At 69.1% G+C, this 17,534-nt stretch carries 15 protein-coding genes; 10 read left to right on the plus strand and 5 right to left on the minus strand.

What is annotated here, in order from left to right; genetic code table 11:
* The first annotated feature begins 54 nt into the window (after positions 1-54).
* Entirely contained in the window at positions 55-252 is a 198-nt protein-coding gene (locus LT970_RS12270; protein WP_232686763.1) for a heavy-metal-associated domain-containing protein, read from the plus strand.
* A 303-nt stretch (positions 253-555) separates the two neighbouring features.
* On the opposite strand, the gene LT970_RS12275 is transcribed toward LT970_RS12270, so the two are convergent.
* A complete protein-coding gene (locus LT970_RS12275) occupies positions 556-801 on the minus strand; it encodes a ferredoxin (protein ID WP_232686764.1) in 246 nt (81 codons plus the stop codon).
* 457 nt (positions 802-1,258) lie between these two features.
* Here LT970_RS12275 and LT970_RS12280 point away from each other — a divergent pair, with 457 nt between their 5' ends.
* Genes LT970_RS12280 through LT970_RS12290 form a run of 3 tightly spaced genes read left to right on the plus strand, consistent with a single transcriptional unit; the run spans position 1,259 to position 4,748 of the window.
* Positions 1,259-3,673, plus strand: a complete 2,415-nt coding sequence (locus LT970_RS12280; RefSeq protein ID WP_232686765.1) for an ATP-dependent DNA helicase — start codon at positions 1,259-1,261, stop codon at positions 3,671-3,673.
* A complete protein-coding gene (gene cgi121, locus LT970_RS12285) occupies positions 3,670-4,179 on the plus strand; it encodes a KEOPS complex subunit Cgi121 (protein WP_232686766.1) in 510 nt (169 codons plus the stop codon). The genes LT970_RS12280 and cgi121 overlap by 4 nt, the downstream gene beginning before the upstream one ends.
* Before the next feature lie 56 nt (positions 4,180-4,235).
* Positions 4,236-4,748 carry a DUF5789 family protein gene (locus LT970_RS12290; protein ID WP_232686767.1) on the plus strand — a complete coding sequence of 171 codons (513 nt, stop codon included), beginning with the start codon at positions 4,236-4,238 and terminating at the stop codon, positions 4,746-4,748.
* A 221-nt stretch (positions 4,749-4,969) separates the two neighbouring features.
* On the opposite strand, the gene LT970_RS12295 is transcribed toward LT970_RS12290, so the two are convergent.
* From LT970_RS12295 to LT970_RS12310, 4 genes are all read right to left on the minus strand, one after another.
* Positions 4,970-5,356 carry a hypothetical protein gene (locus LT970_RS12295; protein ID WP_232686768.1) on the minus strand — a complete coding sequence of 129 codons (387 nt, stop codon included), beginning with the start codon at positions 5,354-5,356 and terminating at the stop codon, positions 4,970-4,972.
* Between the two features lie 238 nt (positions 5,357-5,594).
* On the minus strand, positions 5,595-6,878 hold the full coding sequence (gene gdhB, locus LT970_RS12300; protein WP_232686769.1) for a glutamate dehydrogenase GdhB: 1,284 nt from the start codon (positions 6,876-6,878) through the stop codon (positions 5,595-5,597).
* A 1-nt stretch (position 6,879) separates the two neighbouring features.
* A complete protein-coding gene (locus LT970_RS12305; RefSeq protein ID WP_232686770.1) occupies positions 6,880-7,023 on the minus strand; it encodes a rubrerythrin-like domain-containing protein in 144 nt (47 codons plus the stop codon).
* Positions 7,024-7,135: 112 nt separating this feature from the next.
* A complete protein-coding gene (locus LT970_RS12310; protein ID WP_232686771.1) occupies positions 7,136-10,048 on the minus strand; it encodes a bacterio-opsin activator domain-containing protein in 2,913 nt (970 codons plus the stop codon).
* A 243-nt stretch (positions 10,049-10,291) separates the two neighbouring features.
* Here LT970_RS12310 and LT970_RS12315 point away from each other — a divergent pair, with 243 nt between their 5' ends.
* From LT970_RS12315 to LT970_RS12340, 6 genes are all read left to right on the plus strand, one after another.
* Entirely contained in the window at positions 10,292-11,044 is a 753-nt protein-coding gene (locus tag LT970_RS12315) for an SRPBCC family protein (protein ID WP_232686772.1), read from the plus strand.
* Positions 11,041-11,658, plus strand: coding sequence for a (2Fe-2S)-binding protein (locus tag LT970_RS12320; protein WP_232686773.1), 618 nt, complete (start codon positions 11,041-11,043; stop codon positions 11,656-11,658). The genes LT970_RS12315 and LT970_RS12320 overlap by 4 nt, the downstream gene beginning before the upstream one ends.
* On the plus strand, positions 11,655-14,141 hold the full coding sequence (locus LT970_RS12325; RefSeq protein WP_232686774.1) for a xanthine dehydrogenase family protein molybdopterin-binding subunit: 2,487 nt from the start codon (positions 11,655-11,657) through the stop codon (positions 14,139-14,141). The genes LT970_RS12320 and LT970_RS12325 overlap by 4 nt, the downstream gene beginning before the upstream one ends.
* Entirely contained in the window at positions 14,141-15,031 is an 891-nt protein-coding gene (locus tag LT970_RS12330) for an FAD binding domain-containing protein (protein ID WP_232686775.1), read from the plus strand. Before LT970_RS12325 ends, LT970_RS12330 begins: the two co-directional genes overlap by 1 nt.
* Positions 15,032-15,126: 95 nt before the next feature.
* On the plus strand, positions 15,127-16,149 hold the full coding sequence (locus tag LT970_RS12335) for an AAA family ATPase (protein WP_232686776.1): 1,023 nt from the start codon (positions 15,127-15,129) through the stop codon (positions 16,147-16,149).
* Positions 16,146-17,417: a VWA domain-containing protein gene (locus LT970_RS12340; protein WP_232686777.1), complete on the plus strand. Its 1,272-nt coding sequence runs from the start codon at positions 16,146-16,148 to the stop codon at positions 17,415-17,417. Before LT970_RS12335 ends, LT970_RS12340 begins: the two co-directional genes overlap by 4 nt.
* Positions 17,418-17,534: the final 117 nt, after the last annotated feature.

The raw sequence follows: 17,534 nt of genomic DNA on the forward strand, positions 1-17,534 counted from the left end.
CGGCTTTGGTTTCGAAGCAGTAAGTGACAAAGAGCGGCCGCCCGTACAACTCGTATGACGCAGACAATCACCGTCGAAGGCATGACCTGCGGGCACTGCGAGCAGACAGTCGAGGACGCACTCGAGGGCGTGGACGGCGTCACGAGCGCGAACGCCGACCGCGAAACCGAGTCAGTGACAGTCGACGGGGACGCGGACTCCGACAGTCTCGTCCGGGCCGTCGACGACGCCGGGTACGACGCGTCGGCCTGACGGCGAGAACCAACGCGTCGGCTGTGAATCTCGTTCTTCTGCGAGCGCTCGTTCCGGACTCGTTACTCGCGTGGTGTGCCCTCCGCCGCTGTGCTGGTTCCTGGCGTGGCGAGTAGTTACGAGGGCGCGACCTCCTGTTGAACGTCACTCGTGACGTCGTCGTCGGCCTCCGCGTCCTCGCTCTCGCTCCAGACGGGCACCTCCTCCCACGGATGACACATGCTACCACGCGATACGCCCCTCGGCGTCAAAAGGTTTGCTCCGCTGGGCCGCGTCACCAGCGAACACGCGGAGCGGGCCGACTCAGGGGATCAGTTGCTCGCCGTCGTCGTCGTAGACGGTGATGGCGTCCACGGGGCACGCACGCGCCGCGAACTTCGCGTCCAGTTCCGCGTCCTCGGGCACCTCGCGAGCGAACAGGTCCTCTTCGACCTCCTCGCTGTCCACCAGTACTGCCTTCCCCGCGTCCGTGTCCTCCTCGAACGCGTCCCACTCCGCGACGCACTGGAACATCCCGATGCAGGTGTCCCGGTCGAACTCGATTTGCATGGGTGTGTGTCGAATTCGCTCGCGTAAATCGTTGCCGGGCTAGTCGGGTTTTCGAATCCGGAAACCAACTTCTGGCCTAGTTTCAACACTCAGAAAGCCCCGGTGCTGTCGCGGTCGCTCGCCGGCATATCCTCTCAGTCGCTTCGCTCCTTCGAAGATAGGGGCCGCCGAGGCGACTACACGAGCGCGACAGCACCGCCCCTTTCAGTCCTCCCGTTGGCCGGTTGGTCAGCCGGTAGGTGGCGGGATTGAAAGGGGCGGCAGTCTCGGCGAAGGCAGGCGACGAAAGCACGTGAGCGACTGAAAGGAGCGAACGCGCGCAGCGAGTCTCCCGAGTCGAGACTGCCGGGGCTTTCTAAGCGTTCGTAGAACCAGTTCCGGCATCCACTCCAGAACCAAACACACCCGAAACTCCCGTGCGACAGTTTAAACCGGAGGACGGCCCTACCTCGGTGCAATGAACGTCGCGGAGCTCACGGGACTTCCAGACGGCGTCCCGGAGCACCTCGAAGGCGAGGGAATCGAGGAGCTCTACCCCCCGCAAGCCGAGGCAGTCGAGGCAGGCGTCACCGACGGAGAGAGCGTGGTGGCGAGCGTGCCGACGGCCAGCGGGAAGACGCTGATAGCCGAGTTGGGGATGCTGTCGGCCATCGAGCGCGGCGGCACCGCGCTGTACATCGTGCCGCTGCGCGCGCTGGCGGGCGAGAAGGCCACGGAGTTCGAGCAGTTCGAGCAGTACGGCCTCTCGGTGGGCGTCTCGACGGGGAACTACGAGAGTGACGGCGACCGGCTCGCGGACAACGACATCGTCGTCGCGACGTCGGAGAAGGTGGACTCGCTGGTGCGCAACGGCGCGGACTGGATCGACGACCTGGCGTGCGTGGTGGCCGACGAGGTTCACCTCGTGGACGACGCGAGTCGCGGCCCCACGCTCGAGGTGACGCTGGCGAAACTCCGCCAGCGCGTGGCGGACCTCCAGGTCGTCGCGCTGTCGGCGACAGTCGGGAACGCCGACGAGATAGCGGACTGGCTGGACGCCGAACTCGTGGACTCGGACTGGCGGCCCATCGACCTGCGGACCGGCGTCCACTACGGCCAGTCGGTGCACTACGACGACGGCACCCAGGAGGAACTGTCGGGCGGGTCCCAGAGCCAGACGGCAGCCATCGTGGAGGACACGCTGCGGGACGACGGGTCGACGCTCGTGTTCGTGAACTCGCGGCGGAACGCGGAGGCCGCCGCGCGCCGGCTCGCGGACGTGTCGAGTGAGTCACTCGACGCCGAGCAGCGCGACCAGTTGCGGGAGGTCGCCGAGGAGATCCGGGGCGTGAGCGACACGGAGACGAGCGACGACCTGGCGGACGCCGTCGAGCAGGGCGCGGCGTTCCACCACGCCGGCCTCGCGCGCCAGCACCGCGAACTCGTGGAGGACGCGTTCCGCGACCGCCTCATCCGGGTGGTCGCGGCGACCCCCACCCTGGCGGCGGGCGTGAACACGCCGTCCCGCCGCGTAATCGTGCGGGACTGGCAGCGCTACGACGGCACCGCAGGCGGGATGCAGCCGCTTTCGGTGCTGGAAGTCCACCAGATGTTCGGGCGCGCCGGACGGCCGGGCCTGGACCCGTACGGCGAGGCCGTGCTGCTGGCGAACAACCACGACGAACTCGAGGAGTTGTTCGACCGCTACATCTACGCCGACCCCGACCCCGTGCGCTCGAAACTCGCGGCGGAACCGGCGCTCCGAACCCACGTGCTCGCCGCCGTCGCCACCGGGTTCACGACGACGGAGGGCGCGCTCCACGAGTTCCTCGGGGAGACGCTGTACGCCGCCCAGACCGACGACCCGAGGCGTCTGAAGACCGTCGCGGAGGACGTGCTCGCGTATCTGGAGGCAAACGGGTTCGTGGAGAGTGACGGGGAGAACCTGGAGGCGACGACGACCGGCCACCTGGTGAGCCAGTTGTACGTCGACCCGATGAGCGCGGCGACGCTCATCGACGGCCTACGGGACGCCGCACGGCCGTCCACGGGGGCGAGCAGTGTGAAGCAGCGCGCGGGTGCGGATGCGGACAGCGGCGACGAGTCCGCTGGCTTCCAGACGGCCAACGAGTTGCGCGAGGAGCGAGAGACGCCTGCTGGGGAGGACGGCGCAGCGAACGAGGGGGACGAGGACGCTCCGACTGCCGACCCGACGCCGCTGGGCCTCTACCACCTCGTGAGTCGAACACCGGACATGTACGAACTCTACCTCCGGTCGGGGGACAACGAGAAGTACACGGAACTGGCGTACGAGCGTGAGACCGAGTTGCTCGGGAGCGCGCCGACGGAGTACGAGGACGCGCGCTGGGAGGACTGGCTGTCCGCGCTGAAGACCGCGAAACTGCTGGAGGACTGGGCCTCGGAACTGGACGAGGACCGACTCGCGGAGCGGTACGGCGTCGGGCCGGGGGACATCCGCGGGAAGGTAGAGACGGCGGACTGGCTGTTGCACGCCGCGGAGCGACTGGCCGGCGCACTGGACGTGGAGTGCGCGACGGCCGTCCGCGAAGCGCGCAAGCGCGTGGAGTACGGCGTGCGCGAGGAACTGCTCGACCTCGCTGGCGTGCGGGACGTCGGTCGGAAGCGTGCGCGTCGCCTCTACAACGCCGGCGTGGAGTCGCGGGCGGACCTCCGGAACGCGGAGAAGAGCGTGGTGCTGGGCGCGGTGCGCGGCCGCCGGAAGACCGCGCGCACGATTCTGCAGAACGTCGGCCACTCGGACCCCGACTTCGAGGGGGTGGACGCGGATTCGAGCGTGGCGGCGAGCGTGAGCGGTTCCGGCGATACAGAGGACGACGCTGAGGACCAGACGAGTCTCGGTGATTTCTCGTGAGAGTCGTCGAGGGCGTCGCGGACGTCGGGAGCGTCGAGGAGTTCGTCGCGGACCTCGGCGCGGTCAGCGACGAGCACGACTGCGCGGTGCAGGCGTTCGACGCCGACTACGTGGCGGACCGCGACCACCTCGAAGCGGCCGTGACGCACGCGAACCGGTCGGTAGCGCGTGGCGTGGCGGTCGCCGACGAGCGGGCGGTCGAGATTCTGCTGTACGCGGCGGGCCGCCGGCAGATCCGGGACGCCCTGGAGATGGGTGTGAGCGAGGGCGAGCAGGCGGTCGTGGTGGTCGTGGATGGGTCGGCCGACGCGAGGGACACGGACGAGAACGAGGCGGACGCGGCCGCCGACGTCGCGGCGTTGCTCTCGGAGCGCGAGACGCTGGGCGGCGACGCGGAGACGCTCGCTGGGTTCTTCGACGTGAGCGACGCGGAACTGGACGCGGCGGCCGGCGACCTCGCGGGCGTCGTGCGGGAGCGCGTGGCGCTGCTGGACGTCGAGAAGTGACCCGGTCGAAGTAACTGGCCAGCACCGTCTTCTTGTGGGCGTCGTTAGGTGTCCCTATGGTAGACCGACAGGACGACGACCACGTCGAGGAGGCGGCACAGCGCGAGAACGAGCGCGCGGAGCACACCGAGGAGACCCTGGAGGCGGTGGACGCCGTGGTCGGGAATTCGAGTTACCCGACGAACGCGAGCGAACTGAACGAGACGTACGGGAACACACCGGGGGACCTGCGGAACGAGACGGAGTCCCTGGGGGACGTCTTCGACCGGATGGCGCCCGACCAGGAGTACGAGACCGAGCAGGAGGCGCGCGAGGCGGTGCTGGCGGAACTGGAGGGCGAGTCGGGCGCCGGTCCCGGGGATCGCGCGGAGTACAGTTCCGACGAGGAGTTGGACGCGCTGGATTCGGAGCGCGAGGCGGACGTGCAACGCTTCGAGGAGGGCGACGAGCGGACGCTAGACGCGGCGGGACACGGCGAGGAGCGTTCGAGTGAGCGGGGCCAAGAAAGTCGCGAGCAGGACGAACGGGAGCAATCCGAAGACGAACAGCGGAACCGGGAGCAAGAGTGACGGCACAGTAGAGCAGCCACCGGTGATTGTCATCCGTCACCGCACCACGTTCCAGTCGAAACAGAGGGGTTGCGCCCGGGCGCAACCCCCTGGTTTCGGCTGGTGGAAGGTCGTCCGTGGTCCTGTGCGGGTCGGTGCCGTCCCCGAACGCTCCAGTCGAAACGGCGCCCGCGGTCGGCGTGCGTGCGTCAGACAACCGGCGGACGGTGGCGGAAAACAGGTTACTTCTGGAACACGACGTCCGCGATGGTGTCGCGGTCGTAGCGCGCGTCGCAGTTCGGGTCGCCGCAGGTGTAGTCGTCGCCGCGGAGGTTCTGCATGCCGCCGTGGCCACAGGGGAGGGTGGTCCGCGAGCGCCGGATGTCGCGAGCGACCTCGTACGCGCCGGCGTCCGTCCGGTACGTGTTCGGGTCGCCGCCCGCGTCGCCGACGCGCTTGATGACGCCGTGTTCGCGGAACCGGCGGAACACCCGACGCAGTTCGGCCGGAAGGTCCCGGAGCGCGTACTCCTCGGCGGGTGACGGGAGGCGAGTGGTGGCGTCGGGGTTCCCGCGGAGCACGCTACGCGTGCCGTTAGCGACGCTGTTCGCGCGCGGGTCTACGGACACCGTCGCTCACCCCGCTGGGCCGCCAGAACCGCAGTCAGTGTGGTCGTCATTCGTAGGGTCACCTGGACGCGACCACGTGCGTCTCACCCATATACCAAATCCTGCCGCGTGGTGAAAGTGAAAGTAATGTGGCCGAGGCGGTGCTGTCGCTCTCGGTCCGGGTAGCGGTGAGGAAAGAACCGGCCACCGGCAGTACGGGCTCCAACCCACGCCGGCGGCCGGCGGTCAGCGAGCGGTGCTACGGCCAGACGCCGCGTTTCTCGTGGGCCGCTGCGACGCGCGACAGCGCAACGACGTACGCGGCTTCGCGCCACGACAGATCGCGAGCGTCGACCTCCTCCTGGACGCGGTCGAACGCGGCGAGCATCTCGGTCTCGAGTTCCTCGTTGACGCGTTCGGGCGACCACGACCGTCGGTTGATGTCCTGAAGCCACTCGAAGTACGAGACGGTGACGCCGCCCGCGTTCGCGAGGATGTCGGGAACGACTGGGATGTCGCGCTCGGCGAGTCGTCGGTCGGCGACGGCTGTCGTCGGGCCGTTCGCGCCCTCGACGACGATGTCGGCGTCGACGTCGTCGACGTTGTCCGCCGTGATGGCGTTGCCGACGGCCGCCGGAATCAGCACGTCGACGTCGAGGCCCAGGAGTTCGTCGTTCGGGATGACGTTGTCCGCAACCTCGGTGACGGCTTCCGGGCGCTCGGAGTGAGCGGGAATCGAGCCGATGTCGAGGCCGTCGGGGTCGTAGGCGGCGCCGTTGACGTCGCTGACGGCGACGACCGACGCCCCCCACTCGTCGAGGAGTTCGGCGGCGTTCGCGCCGACGCTTCCGTACCCCTGGACGGCAATCGTGGTGCCGTCGAGGCCGAGGCCGTAGTAGTCACACACCTCGCGGGTGACGAGCGCGACGCTCCGGCCTGGCGCTTCCTCCCGGCCGTGGCTGCCGCCGACGACCGGCGGCTTGCCGGTGACGACGCCGGGAACGGTTTCGCCTTCCTGCATGCTGTACGCGTCCATGAACCAGGACATCGTCTGCGCGTCCGTTCCCATGTCGGGGGCGGGAATATCCTTCGTCGGCCCGACGACCGGCCGAATCTCCTGGGCGAAGCGGCGGGTGAGTCGTTCGACTTCGTCGTCGCTGAGCGCCTTCGGGTTCGCGACGACGCCGCCCTTCGCGCCGCCGAACGGGAGGTCCATGACGGCGCACTTCCAGGTCATCCACATCGAGAGGCCGACGCACTCGTCGCGGGACACCTCAGGGTGGAATCGCAGTCCGCCCTTGTACGGGCCGCGAACGCTGTCGTGTTGGGCCCGGTAGCCGGTGAACGCCTCGAGCGTGCCGTCGTCGCGCTCCAGTGGGATGGTCACCTCGTGGACCTGTGCAGGATGTTTCAGGCGCTCGACGATGTTCGGGTCGATGTCGACGTGCGCCGCCGCGTTGTCGAGTTGTCGTCGCGCGGTCTCGAGCGCCGACGCCGGCTCCTCGTCCTGACTGTCGACAGGTGTGGTGCTCTGTCCGGACATGTCACTCGAGGGGCGTCGATCGGTTGCGCACGTTGCCTCCGCATTCCGGACACGTGCCCGGGTGGGAGGAGTCGGTCACGATCTCCCCGCACGCGAAACACTCGTAGTCAGATTCGTCCCGTCTGTTGACTTCGACATCCCACATTGTAGCGAATCCGCCACCGTCCGGTGGCTATCGGTCGTAGCGGCCTCACCAGAAAGAGCGTGGCCGTTGAAAGCCAAACCCGTTCTCCCTCTCGGGGTTGAATAGTGAACCGTTACGTCTCGGCATCGCCGAACAACGCGCCGAACAGCGTCCGCTGCACGGCGCGGTTGTGCTCGTAGAACGCCGCCGGCGAGATGTCGAGTGTCTCCGCCACCTCCTCCCCCGTGCGCTCGCGAGGCGACTCGAAGAACCCGCTGTAGTACGCCGTCTGCAACACCTCCACCTGTCGGTCGGTGAGTCGCTCCAAGAGCGTCGACCGGAGGTCCGCGAGCGTGCCGTCCGTGTGCTCGGTCCGCGCGACCAGTTCGGCGTCCCCGAATCGGTCGAGCACCACGCCGATGGTTCGTTGCACGCCCACGCCGCCGGGCACGTCGACGACGGCGGTCGCGTCCGAGGCGTCGGCGACGATTCGCTGGACGACCGCGCCGTGGTTCGCCAACTGCACGGCGAGCAGCGACCCGGTCACACCGACCCGGAGCACGCCACCATCCGCCCGCTCGGTCATCACCGTGGCCTGGGAGACGAACGCGAGTTCGCGCACCGCCGCGGCCACCTCGGTCGCCGGCCGACCACTCACCGTCACGAACACGTCGGTCCCGTCGTCCGTTCGGGCGATGCCGCCCTCGAAGACGACGCGGCAGTCGGCCGCGCGCGCCAGTCGGACCGCGGTGAACTGTCCGTCGGCGACCTCGAACCGCAGGCGCGTCCCCGACTGCGTAAGCAGCGCGGCCTTCCGCTCGGTCGCGCTCACCGCGGACGCCACCATCTCCCCGAGTTCCGCCAGCACGGACGCGACATCGCCCTCGAAGGCGTTCGGGCGGGTGGCGTACACCGTCAGCACGCCGTACGCGAACTCGTCGTACGCGAGCGGGACCGAGACCGCCGACTGGAACCCCCGGGAGAACGCCGCGCGGCGCCACGGCACGCTCCGGAAGCCGTCGCGGACGCGCTCGACGGTGGTCGCCGCCCCGGTCGCAGCGGTGACGCCGGCGGGATCCGTTCTGGACGCATCGACGCCGAACGACACCTCGTCGAGGTAGCCGTCCCCGTCACCCGCCCACGCTCGCGGTTCCACGACCTCACCCTTCGGCGGTCGACTGCCGACCCACGCGAACGCGAACCGGTCGTCCGCGGTGAGACGCTCACAGACCGCGGCCTCGATCTCCGAGCGCGTCTCCGCGCGAACGAGCGCCTGCCCGATCTCGCGGATGATGGCGTTCGCCCGGTTGGCCTGGGTCAGGCGCTCGTTCTGCGCGTGGAGTTCCCGCTCCTTCGAGTGGAGCGTGGCCTCCCGTTCGAGGCGGTCGAGGGCCGCCTCCGCGGTCGACGCCACGACGTCCACGAGTTCCTCGGTCACCTCGTCGAACGCGTCGGCGTCATCGGACCACGTCCGATTGCCTGAGGGACTCCGTCCCTCTCCGTCATCGGACCGCGTCCGATTGCCCGAGGCGTCCTCGAACCCCGCCAGGAAGACGCCGTGCGACCCGAGGGGCACGGCCGCGAGCGCCGCCAGCGACGTCGTCGGCGCGAGCGCGTCGGCTACCGCGTCCGGGCCGGTGACGTGCCGAGTCGTGGAGTCGATGAACGCCCGTCTGACGGGGTTGTCGGCGGTCGCTCCGACGGGTCGAACGACGCGCTCGCCGCGCAACCGGTCGGGTTCGGCGGCAACCGGGTCGAGCGCGTTCGTCTCCTCGTCGAACTCGTACACCGCCGTGGCGTCGGCGCCGAGGATGTCCTGCGCGTCACCCGCAACGACGTGTGCGACCTCGCCGACCGACTCCGCGTACAACAGGTCACGAGCGGTCCCCTGGAGGGCGGTCAGCGCCTCCTCGCGGCGTTTCCGCTTCGTGACGTCCCGACAGCTGTAGAGGACGGTGCCGTCCTGGATGGACACCTCGCGGACGTTGATGAGGAGGACGTGTTCCTCGCCGGCCTCGTCGGTCGCACGACACTCGATGTTCGTGAGCACGCCCTCCTCGTCGAGTCTGTCGGGGTCGTAGAGATTCTCGCCGAGCAGTTCCTCGACGCCGTCCATCTCGTGTATCTGGGCGGCGTCGTAGCCGAAGATGAAGTGGACGTTCGGGCAGACGTACGTGAACTCGCCGTCCTCGTCGGTCATCAACACCGTGTCCGTCATGTTGTTCAGCGTGACCCGGTGGAGTTCCTCGGACGCCCGGAGTTCCTCCTCGAGGCGGACCCGCTCGGTGATGTCGGCGGCCTGCGCGACGGCCCCCGCCGGGCCCCCGGCAGCGTCCTCGACGGGGCGCAGGGACAGCGAGAGCGTCACGTCCTCGTCGTCGGGCCTGACGGCAGTCACTTCCGCGCTCGCGGACTCCCCGGCGAGCGCGCGGTCGACGAGTTCGCCGACTGCTTCTGCGTCGCCGTCGGCCCAGTGCGGGAGCGCGGCGAGCGGCGCGTGGCGGTGGTCCGCTCCGGAGAGCCGCGACGCGGCGTCGTTCCGCCGGGTGACCCGCCCGTCGCTGTCCAGCACCCACGCGTACGTCTCGTCGTCGCGGAAGATGGCGTCGAACCACTGCGCCCGCGAGCGAGTGTCTGGAGTGTCTGCCTGGCTCGCGGGTTCGCCGTGGTCGAGTGCTCGCGTCTCGAGTGCAGCGAGCGCTCGCTCGACGTCCGGTGTGCCGGTCTCCCCACCGAAATCCGCCACGGTGACGTAGTCCGTCGCGCCGGCGTCGAGCACGCGGCTGGCGAGCGCGCCATCGCCCCCAGCGTCGTACACGACGACGGTGCTATCGGCGGCCGCGCGTCCGACGAACGAGGCGGGGTCGTGAAGCGAGGGCGTCGCGACGACGAGGTCGAACTCGGCTCCGAGGGCGTCGCGCGCGCTCGCCGCCTCCGTGGCGTGGTCGGCGTCGCAGTCGAACTCCGCGAACGCGTCTGTGAGCGCTCGTGCCAGCGAACCACTGCCGGCACAGAGGACGCGTGGGCGCGACGGACGGGTCTGCATAGAACGATAGTGAGGAACGAGGGTGGTAGAGGGTTTCGACTCGAACAGTGGACGCGTGGAGCAGTGTGGTCGCGCCGACGGCCCCCTTCAGCGTTGACGGAGAATAGTTACGTCATCCGTGTTTCGAACCCTGATTCGGTTTCGTATCCCGGGAAGATGCGTATCCTCACAAAGACTTTTTAGGATTGTTAACAGACCATAATGTGGAGGATGTTCACATCCGCCAAGGAGCGTGTATGAAAGATGGAATTCAACGGCACGTTCGAACTCGAGGACACGACCACCGAGGAAGTGTGGCTCGCGCTCTCGGACCCGGTGCTCGTCGAGGAATCGCTCCCCGGCTGTGAGTTTCTGGTGCAGGTCGACGACGAGGACGTCGACTTCGACGCGCTCAGAGAGCAGTACGCCGACCGAGACGTGGAACCGACTGCCGACCCCGACGTCATCGCCGAGCGCGCCTTCGAGGAGGGCGAGCGGTACGCGGCCCTCGTCCAGATCAGCGTCGGCCCGGTGAACCCGACGTTCGAGACAGTAGTGACCATCGACCACCGGGAGAAACCCGAGATGTCGGCCTCCGGGGAGGGCTCTTCGGGCGACAGTTCCTTCGAGATGTCGTCGTCGATGGTGCTCTCCGAAGCCGACGACGGCGTCGCAGTCGAATGGGAGACCCAGGCCGACGTGTTCGGCCGCGTCGCCCAGATGGGGCAGCGCGTCGTCAACCCGGTGGCGAACCAGGTCGTCAAGCGGTTCTTCTCGTCGGTGCAAGAGCAGTTGCGTGACCTCTCGATGGCGACGGAGACAGCGAATGCGGCAGACACAGCGGACGAGTCGTCGGAGGGGGCGGCGGAGACAGGAGACGAGACGGCGGCGGAGACAGGAGACGAGTCAGCGACGGAGCCGACTCGCGAGTCGGTGGACGAATCGGGTGGTGGGAGCGACGAACCGAGCCTCGTGGACCGAATCCTCGGTCGGTCGAGGGGAGGGGACGACAGATGACAGAACACGACATCACACTCACAGTGAACGGTACAGACCACGACCTCGAGGTCGATGCGCGAACACTCCTCGTCCACGCGCTGCGCGACGAACTCGGCTACACGGGCACGAACGTCGGCTGCGAGAGCAGCATCTGCGGCGCGTGCACGGTGCGGATGGACGGCGACGCGGTGAAGTCCTGCACGGCGCTCGCGGTGCAGGCCGACGGCGCGGAGATACAGACCGTCGAGAGCCTCGCGGAGGGCGGCGAGTTCCACCCCGTACAGACCGGGTTCCAGGAGGAACACGGCCTCCAGTGTGGCTACTGCACACCCGGCATGATGTTGAGCGCCGTCGACCTGCTGGAAGAGAACCCGGACCCCTCGCGGGAGGAGATCCGCGAGGGAATCGAGGGGAACCTCTGCCGGTGCACGGGCTACCAGAACATCGTCAACGCGGTGGAGAACGCCGCGAACGAGATGGGCGAGGGGTCGGCTGGCGAGGCGGCCGGCGGTCGCAAGCGGGCGGCCGACGGCGGGGAGTGCTCCACCGGAGCGCGACCCTCGTCGGACCACTCGTCCGACGGCGGGGCAGAGACCGATGGCGGCGAACCCATGGGAGGTGAGGGCGAATGACCGTCGACTCCGTCGACCCGGACGACGTCGACGCGGCGGACATCCTGGGCTCGGCCATCGAGCGCCGCGAGGACCCCGCGCTGGTCACGGGCGACGCGGAGTACACAGACGACATTCAGCTCCCGAACACCGCGCACATGGCGATACTGCGGAGCCAGTACGCCCACGCGGACATCGAGGACGTGGACACCAGCGAGGCCGAGGAGATGGAGGGCGTGCTCGGCGTCTACACGCACGACGACCTGGCTCGCGAGGACACGCCCGGCGAACTCCCGTTCCTGGTGCCGACCGCGTGGCTGCTCCCGAGTCTGAACGCCGTCGACCACCCCATCCTTGCGGACGGCCGCGTGCGCTATCAGGGCGAGGCCATCGCCGCCGTCGTTGCAGAGGAGCGCTACCTCGCGCACGACGCGCTCGACGGCATCGACGTGGATTACGAGCGCAGGGACGCGGTGACCACGCCGGGCGACGCACTCGCCAGCGGTGCGGCGGAACTCCACGGCGACGCCGACCGGAACGTCGCGTTCGACTGGGAGATCGGCGACGAGTCGAAGACCGACGATGCGTTCGAGAGCGCCGCGAACACCGTCGAGATCGACCTAGAGAACCAGTTGCTCATCCCGAACGCGATGGAGCCGCGAGCAGCGGTCGCGGATTACAGCCCCGGCACGGACGAACTGGACGTGTTCATGACGACCCAGAACCCCCACGTTCACCGGCTCCTCATGTCGGGTGTCATCGGCCACCCGGAGCACAAACTCCGCATCAAGGCGCCCGAGGTCGGCGGCGGGTTCGGGAGCAAGATCCACCACTACGCCGACGAAGCGCTCGTGGCGTGGGCGTCGAAGCACCTCGAACGGCCCGTGAAGTGGACGGCGACGCGCTCGGAGACGTATCTCACGGACGCGCAGGGCCGCGGCCACGAGACGCACGCGGAACTCGCGGTGAGCGACGACGGCGACATCGAGGGACTGCGCGTGGACACGAAGGCGAACCTCGGCGCGTATCTCTCGACGTTCGCCCCCGCCGTCCCCACATACCTCTACGGAACGCTGCTGTCCGGACAGTACGACATCCCGGCCATCCACTGCTCGGTGGACGGCGCGTTCACGAACGTGCCGCCGGTGGACGCATACCGGGGCGCCGGCCGCCCGGAGGCGTCGTTCCTCGTGGAACGGCTGATGCGTCTCGGCGCGAAGGAACTGGGGATGGATCCCGTGGAGTTCCGGCGCCGGAACTTCGTCGAACCCGACCAGTTCCCGTACGAGACGCAGGTCGCGGTCGTCTACGACAGCGGCGACTACGAGAAACCCATGGAGACGGCCCTCGACATGGTGGACTACGATAGCTTCCGGGAGCGCCAGGAGCAGGCCCGCGAGGAGGGGCGCTACCTCGGCATCGGGTTCTCGTGTTATATCGAGGCCTGCGGGCTCGCGCCCTCCGAGTTGGCGGGTCAACTCGGCGCGCAGGCGGGTCTCTGGGAGTCGAGCGTCGTGCGCTTCCACCCGTCGGGCACAGTGACCGCGTTCTGTGGCACCTCCGGCCACGGGCAGGGCCACGGCACGACGTACGCCCAGATCGTCGCGAACGAACTCGGCATCCCCTACGACGACGTGGAGGTCGTGGAGGGCGACACCGACGAGATTCCCCACGGGATGGGCACCTACGGGTCGCGGAGCGCGGCGGTCGGCGGCAGTTCGCTCGTGAAGAGCGCCGAGAAGGTCGTCGACAAGGCCAAAGAGATCGCCGCCCACCAGCTCGAGGCCGACCCCGAGGACGTCGAGTTCGAGGACGGGAAGTTCAGGGTGTCGGGCGCGCCCGACCGCAACATCGGCATCCAGACGATCGCACAGGAGGCGTACCTCGGCCACGACACGCCCGAGGGGATGGAACCCGGACTCGAGGCGACGTCGTTCTACGACCCGGACAACTTCGTGTTCCCGTTCGGCACGCACGTCGCAATCGTCGAGGTCGACCCGGACTCGGGCGAAATCGAGTTCGAGCAGTACGTCGCGGTGGACGACGTCGGCAACCAGATCAACCCCAAAATCGTGGAGGGCCAGATTCACGGCGGCGTCGCGCAGGGCATCGGGCAGGCGCTGTACGAGGGCGCGGAGTACGACGACAACGGCAGCCTCGTCACCGGGTCGATGCAGGACTACGCGGTGCCGAAGGCCGAGCACATCCCGGAGATGGAGACCGATTCGACCGTGACGCCGAGCCCCCACAACCCCCTCGGCGTGAAGGGGGTCGGGGAAGCCGGCACTATCGCCGCGCCGCAGGCGGTCGTGAACGCCGTCGCTGACGCGCTCGAACCGTTCGGCGTCGAGGGCGTCGAGATGCCGATGACCGCCGAGCGCGTCTGGGAGGCGGCGAACGCGCAGGCGACCGCGGACGGAAGCGGCAACGCGTCTAACAGCGGTGATGCAGGCGAGCCGCGGGACGGCCGTGATGCGGCCGCGGACAGTGGAGGTGAGAACTGATGTTCCCGGACGAGTTCGACTACTACGAGGCCGACTCCGTCGACGAGGCGGTTGAACTGCTCGACGAGCACGCGGGCGAGGAGGTCGAACTGCTCGCTGGCGGGCACAGTCTGCTGCCGGCGATGAAGACCGGCCTGTCGAGTCCCGACGTGCTCGTGGACCTCGGCGGCGTGGACGAACTCCACGGCGTGCGCACGGACGGCGACGTACTGTCCGTCGGCGCGATGACGGCGTACAGCGACTTCCTCGACGCCGACGAGTCGTGGGAGCACGCGCCGGCGCTCGCCGCGGCCACCCGAGAGGTCGGGGACGCGCAGGTGCGAAATCGCGGCACAGTTGGGGGCAATCTCGCGCACGCCGACCCCGCCTCGGACCTGCCGGGCGCGGCGCTCGCGTCGGACGCGACAGTCGTCGTGCAAGGGACAGACGGCGAGCGCAAGATTCCTGCCGAGGAGTTCTTCTACGGGATGTACGCCACTGACCTCGCGCCCGGCGAGTTGCTGACTCGGGTCGAGGTGCCCTCGGCGGCGGGTTCGGTGGGCGCGTACGCGAAGAAGGCGAGTCCGTCCTCGGGGTACGCGATGGTCGGCGTCGCCGCGCTCCTGGACGTCGACGGCGGCACCGTCGAATCCGCGAGCGTCGCCGCGAACGGCGTCCTCGACCACGGCGTGCGACTCGATAGCGTCGCGGACGCACTCGACGGCGAGACGCTCGACGAAGACACCATCGGGCGTGCGGCGTCCCGCGCCACCGACGACATCGACGAGGCGATGACGATGGACGACCTGCAGGCCTCAGGGGAGTTCCGCGCCCACCTCCTGGAGGTGTACACGGAGCGCGCGCTGACGACGGCGATGGAGGAGGCGTCCGCGCCCGCTGCCGCGGACTGACCGTCTCGCCAGCCGATTCCCGCGCCGCGCTCTCGCGTGGTGTGTGAGCAACGACCATATACTCGCTCGGCCCCAACGAATCCCATCCAGACAGCATGACAGACCGACGGACGACGGCGTTCGCGGACGCGACCGAGTCCGACGTGCGGGCAGCGTTCGACGCCGAGGACTACGTCGCGGACGACGACGTCGTGACCACCGTGTTGCTCGCGCTCCGCCTCGGGAAGCCGCTGCTCGTCGAGGGCGAACCGGGCGCGGGGAAGACCGAACTGGCGAAGGTGCTTGCCGCCGGCTTCGACACCGACCTCGTGCGCCTGCAGTGTTACGAGGGGTTGACCGCGGAGAGCGCGCTGTACGAGTGGAACTACACGAAACAGTTGCTCGCGGTGCAGCGCGGGAATCGGCACAGTAGCGGAGGCGGTAGCGACGGCGGTGGAAGCGGTAGCGACGGCAATGGAGACGGTAGCGACGGCAGCGACGCCGGCGCGGAAGACGGCGAGCGAGGTGAATCCGTGTTTACGGAGGAGTACCTACTGGAGCGACCGCTCCTGCGGGCGTTGCGGAACGACGGAGAAACCCCACCGGTGTTGCTCATCGACGAGGTGGACCGCGCGGACGAGGAGTTCGAGGCGCTGCTGCTGGAGGTGCTGAGCGACTTCCAGGTGTCCGTCCCGGAACTCGGGACGGTGCGCGCGGAGACGCCGCCGGTCGTCGTCGTCACGTCGAACCGGACCCGGGGGTTGAGCGACGCGCTGAAGCGCCGGTGTCTCTACCTCCACGTCTCGCCGCCGTCCTTCGAGAAGGAGCGAGCCATCCTCGCGCGGAAGGTCCCGGAACTCGACGGCGCGGTCGCCGCGGAACTGTGTGCCGCCGCGGGCCGCCTGCGCGAGGAACCGCTGCGGAAACCGCCGGGCGCCGCCGAAACCATCGACTGGGCGCGCGCGGTCGCAGCGTTACGAACGAACGGAGACGAATCGCTGTCGAGCGCGGAGGTCGAGCAGACCCTGGGCTGCCTGTTGAAGGAGGTCGAGGACGTCGAGCGCGTGGACGACGACCTGCTCGCGGATCTGCTCGACGCGGCGAGCGAAGCACGGGCGAGTACGGACGCGGCGAGATGAGCGACGTCCCCGACTTCGAGGTGGCGCGCGACCACGTCCGCGACGAACTCGTGCGGTTCACGCGAGCGCTCCGGCGCGCCGGAGTCGGCGTTCCTGCGAACGCGCAGACGACGGCGGCCCGCGCGCTCGTGGAGGTCGGCTTCGACGACGAGAGCCGCGCGAACGTCGCGCTCCGGGCGTGCCTCGTCACGGAGCGCGAGGACCTCGACACGTTCGACCGCCTGTTCGGGGAGTTCTGGCGCCGGCTCACCGCCGGCGTGACACCCGAGGGATCCGCCGAACGGCGCGAGGACGACCCCGACGGCGGGTTCGCGCCCCTCGGCGGCGCGCCAGCAGACGAGCGGGTCGAGGAGTCCAGTGGGCGCGAGACGGACGGCGACAGCGACGACCAGCGCGGAGCCGCCGCGTCGTCGTCGCTGGGCGGCGTCGTCAGCAAGAACGCGGGCGAGCACGTCGGCGAACACGTGGCCACGAAGCGAAGTCCGACGGGAACCCCGACCCCGGTGGCCGCCGCGACGACGACCCCGGACCAGGAGTTCGAGCGCGCGTTCGCGGACCTCACCGACGCGCTCGCTGGACTGCGAGGGCGGCGGTGGACGGCGGGCGGCGACGAGCGAGCGGACGCCCGGCGCGCGCTCCGCTCGAGTTTCGGCACGGGCGGTATCGTGGTCTCGATGCCCCAGCGCGAGCGCACGCGGCCCGCGGTGCGCGCACTCCTGCTCGTGGACGTGAGCCAGTCCGTCCTCGACACCGTCGACCGCTCCTTCCTGCTGGGATTCTTGCGGCGCGCTCGCGCGGACTGGCGGGACGCCAGCGTCTACTTCTTCGACGAGGAGTTGCGGGACGTCTCCAACGCGTTCGACGCGCCCTCGCAGACCGCGGCCCTCGACGCGCTGGAGCGTGCGGAAGCGGAGTGGGGTGGCGGCACCCGCATCGGCGCGTCGCTCGCGCAACTGCCGCCGGACGCCGTCGACCACCGCACTGACGTGTTCGTCGTGAGCGACGGCCTCGAAACCGGGGACGTCGCGGAACTGGAGCGAGCACTCTCGGGCATCGCGCAGCGCGCGGCGAGTGTCCGCTGGCTGAACCCGCTCGCGGCGTCGCCCGCCTACGAGCCGGCGGCTCGCGGCATGGCGGCGGCACAGCCGTTCGTGGACGGCATCTTCGCGTTCAGTGAGGCGGCAGACCTCACGGAACTGGCGCGACAGCTCCGGACGCGCGGCCCGCGCGAACGCGTCGGCTACGAGTACGATTCGCGCCGCGAGTGAACGCGACAGGCGGCACTGGACGTGTGACGTCGAAGCAGCAGTCTACTGGATTCGAACCGGAGCCAGACTGGCGTCTCCCCGGGTTCGAATTCAGACGATTCGCTCCGCGCGTGACGG

The organism is Halobacterium zhouii (genome assembly GCF_021249405.1).
GTDB lineage: Archaea > Halobacteriota > Halobacteria > Halobacteriales > Halobacteriaceae > Halobacterium > Halobacterium zhouii.